Source organism: Methylobacterium crusticola, assembly GCF_003574465.1.
GTDB lineage: Bacteria > Pseudomonadota > Alphaproteobacteria > Rhizobiales > Beijerinckiaceae > Methylobacterium > Methylobacterium crusticola.
Genome location: NZ_KZ984679.1, coordinates 1 through 3,434, shown reverse-complemented (window position 1 = coordinate 3,434; position 3,434 = coordinate 1). Strand labels below are relative to the sequence as shown.

General features: G+C 76.4%; 4 protein-coding genes. 3 read left to right on the top strand and 1 reads right to left on the bottom strand.

What is annotated here, in order from left to right:
* Positions 1–1,155 (bottom strand): A/G-specific adenine glycosylase (gene mutY, locus DT057_RS05790; RefSeq protein WP_128561143.1); only part of this gene is annotated, 1,155 nt, incomplete at its 3' end.
* Between the two features lie 142 nt (positions 1,156–1,297).
* Between mutY and DT057_RS05785 the strand changes: the two genes are divergently transcribed.
* The 3 genes from DT057_RS05785 to DT057_RS05775 all read left to right on the top strand — a co-directional run.
* Entirely contained in the window at positions 1,298–1,783 is a 486-nt protein-coding gene (locus tag DT057_RS05785; protein ID WP_128561142.1) for a DUF721 domain-containing protein, read from the top strand.
* Between the two features lie 182 nt (positions 1,784–1,965).
* On the top strand, positions 1,966–2,543 hold a 578-nt coding region (locus DT057_RS05780), incomplete at its 5' end, for a DsbA family protein (RefSeq protein WP_244937358.1).
* Between the two features lie 92 nt (positions 2,544–2,635).
* The coding region (locus DT057_RS05775; protein WP_162501332.1) for an AAA family ATPase at positions 2,636–3,434 on the top strand (799 nt) is incomplete at its 3' end.

Below are 3,434 nucleotides of genomic sequence, written 5' to 3'. Positions count from 1 at the left end.
GGGCGCGCGCCGCGGCGGCGGCTCGGGGGCGGGCGGCGTCGCGAGGTCGGGCTCCGGCGGCGCGGCGGGCGCCGGGGGCGCGGCGGCGAGCTTCGGCTCGAGGGCGTGGGCCAGCACCTTCTTCATCGCGCCCGGCAGGGGCTCGGCCGCGAGCCCGGCCCGGGGCGTGAAGCGCATGCCCTCGGGCGCCGGCGTGCCGGCGCCCACCCGGGCGAGGAACACCGTGAGTTCCAGCGGGAAGTGCGTGAAGGTGTGGCGCACGGATCCGGGCAGGCGCTTCCAGCGCGCGTCGAGGGGCGCGTCGAGGAGCGCGCGGGCGGGATCGTAGTCCGGCGCCCACGGGCTCGTCGGCGGCTCGGCCATCGCGCCGAGCAGCCCCTCCGGCGGGCGGGTGCGGAGCAGCACCGCGTCGTCGCCGGCCCGCAGCACCACGAAGGCCGCGCCCCTGCGCAGGGTGCCGGGCTCCTTGCGCAGCTTGCGCGGGAAGGTCTCCTGGAGGCCCTCGGCGCGGGCCCGGCAGGGCTGCATCCAGGGGCAGAGCGCGCAGGCCGGGCGCCGGGGCGTGCACAGCGTCGCGCCGAGGTCCATCAGCGCCTGCGCGAAGTCGCCCGGCCGCGTCGCCGGCACCAGGGCGTCGGCGAGGGCCCGGATCGCCGGCCGGCTTCCCGGAAGCGGCGCCTCGACGGAGTAGAGGCGCGAGACCACCCGCTCGACGTTGCCGTCCACCGCCGCGGCCGGCCGGTCGAAGGCGATCGCCGCGATGGCGCCCGCCGTGTAGGCGCCGATGCCCGGCAGCCTGCGCAGGCCCTCGACCGTGTCGGGGAAGCCGCCGGCCGCCGCCACCGCGCGGGCGCAGGCGTGCAGGTTGCGGGCCCGCGAGTAGTAGCCGAGGCCGGCCCAGGCGCTCATCACCGCCTCCTCGGGCGCCGCGGCGAGCGCCGCGACGTCGGGGAAGCGCTCCAGGAACCGCGCGAAATAGGGTTTGACCGCAGCGACCGTGGTCTGCTGCAGCATGATCTCGGAGAGCCAGACCCGGTAGGGATCGGGCGCGGCGCCGGGCAGCGCGCGCCAGGGCAGGACGCGGCGGTGGCGGTCGTACCAGACCAGGAGGTCGGCTGCGTCCGGCCTTGAGTGCGACGCGGCGGGCGCTACCATGCGGGCCGGATTACCCCGTTTTCGCCGGCGGCGGGAGCGGCATTTCGGACGATCCCGCGGGTAACGGACGCGAGAGGGTTTCGGTGCTAGGGATCGGCCGGCCGGGGCTGGCGCGGCAGGCTTATCGAGACGGGCGGGCGGGATGGCGCGGCCGAAACCCCTGAGCGAGCTCATCGAGCGGTCCCTGGGCCCCGTCTTCGCGGCCCAGGGCTTCGCCTCGACCGACATCCTGGCCTCCTGGGGCGAGATCGTGGGCGAGCGCCTGGCCCGCGCCTGCCAGCCGGAGAAGCTCGACTGGGCGCGCCGCCGCCGGGGCGCCAGCCCGTCCGAGCGGCCCGAGCCCGGCACCCTGACGGTGCGGGTCGACGGGGCGTTCGCGCTCGAGTTGCAGCACCTCGTCCCCCTGGTGATCGAGCGCATCAACCGCCACTACGGCTGGGCCTGCGTCGGCCGCATCCGCCTGCGCCAGGACCGCGTCGCCCACCGGGCCGCCCGGGCCGCCCCGGCGCCGCCCCTCGACCCCCTGCGCCGGGGCGAGGTCGCCCGGGCGGTCTCGGGGGTGAGCGAGGCGCCCCTGCGCGACGCGCTCGACCGGCTCGGCCTCGCGGTGCTGGGCGCTGAGCGCTGAGGGCGGGCCGCGCCCGCGCCGGAGGCGGGAGAGCCTGCGCCGGGGACGTGTCGCGGCCTCTTGATGGGCGCGCGGCTTGCCACGAGGCGGCCGGGATTCTACCGCACGTCTGACGGATCCCTCTCTCGACTCGAGGACGACTGCCATGATCACCCGGCGCGACGCGTTGAAGCTCACCGGANACCTGCCGCTCCGGGCCCTGGCGCAGGGACCGGTGGCCGACGGCGTTCTCCAGCCCGGCCCCCTCGGCGACGTCTGGCTCGGCCCGGCGGACGCCAAGGCGACGATCGTCGAGTACGCCTCGATGACCTGCTCGCACTGCGCGGCCTTCCACAAGGGCACCTGGCCGGCCCTCAAGGCGCGCTGGATCGACACCGGCAAGGTCCGCTTCACCCTGCGCGAGTTCCCGCTCGACCCCCTCGCCACGGCGGCCTTCATGCTGGCGCGGGCCGACAACGCGGCCCGCTACTACCCGATCACCGACCTGCTGTTCGACCAGCAGGCCGCCTGGGCCTTCGTGCCCAAGCCCCTCGACGCCCTCGAGCAGATGATGCGGCAGGCCGGCTTCTCGAAGGAGAAGTTCGAGGCGACCCTCAAGGACCAGGCGCTCTACGACGCGGTCAACGCCGTGAAGGAGCGCGCCATGACGGTCCTCAAGGTCGACGCCACCCCGACCTTCTTCATCAACGGCCAGAAGTACCAGGGCGAGATGTCGATCGACGGCATGGAGAAGGTGATCAAGCCGATCGTGGGCGCGTGAGGGGCCGCGGCCGGGACCGGGCGGGCGCCCGCCCGTCCGCCCGCCGCTGAGGACCGCCCCGCGGCCGGGCCCGGGACGCCATGACGCTCGCGATGAAGCTCACGCGCCTGCGCATCGTCGGCTTCAAGACCTTCGTCGAGCCGAGCGAGTTCCTGATCGAGCCGGGGCTCACCGGCGTGATCGGGCCGAACGGCTGCGGCAAGTCCAACCTCGTCGAGGCCCTGCGCTGGGTGATGGGCGAGAGCTCGCACAGGAGCATGCGGGCCTCGGGCATGGACGAGGTCATCTTCTCGGGCTCGGGCCAGCGGCCCGGCCGCAGCCACGCCGAGGTGACCCTGAGCCTCGACAACGGCGCCCGCACGGCGCCGGCCGCCTTCAACGGCGACGACGCCATCGAGGTGGCGCGGCGCATCGACCGGGGCGCCGGCTCGACCTACCGGGTCAACGGCCGCGAGGTCCGGGCCCGCGACGTGCAGCTGCTCTTCGCCGACGCGGCGACCGGCGCGCGCTCGCCCGCCCTCGTGCGCCAGGGCCAGGTGGCGGAGCTGATCGCCGCCAAGCCCCAGGCCCGGCGCCGCGTCCTGGAGGACGCCGCCGGCATCGGCGGCCTGCACGCCCGCCGGCACGAGGCGGAGCTCCGCCTGAGGGCCGCGGAGGACAACCTCGCCCGCGTCGAGGACGTCCTGACGGCGATCGCCGCCGGGGTCGAGTCCCTGCGCCGCCAGGCCCGCGCGGCCCAGCGCTACCGGGCGCTCGCGGCGGAGATCCGCCGCCACGAGGCCCTGCTGCTGCTGATCGGGCACGCCGGCGCGCGGCGCGAGGCGGGGCAGGCCGAGCGGGCGCTCGCCGCCGCCCTGGCGGCCGTGGGCGCGGCGCAGGCCGGGCAGGCCG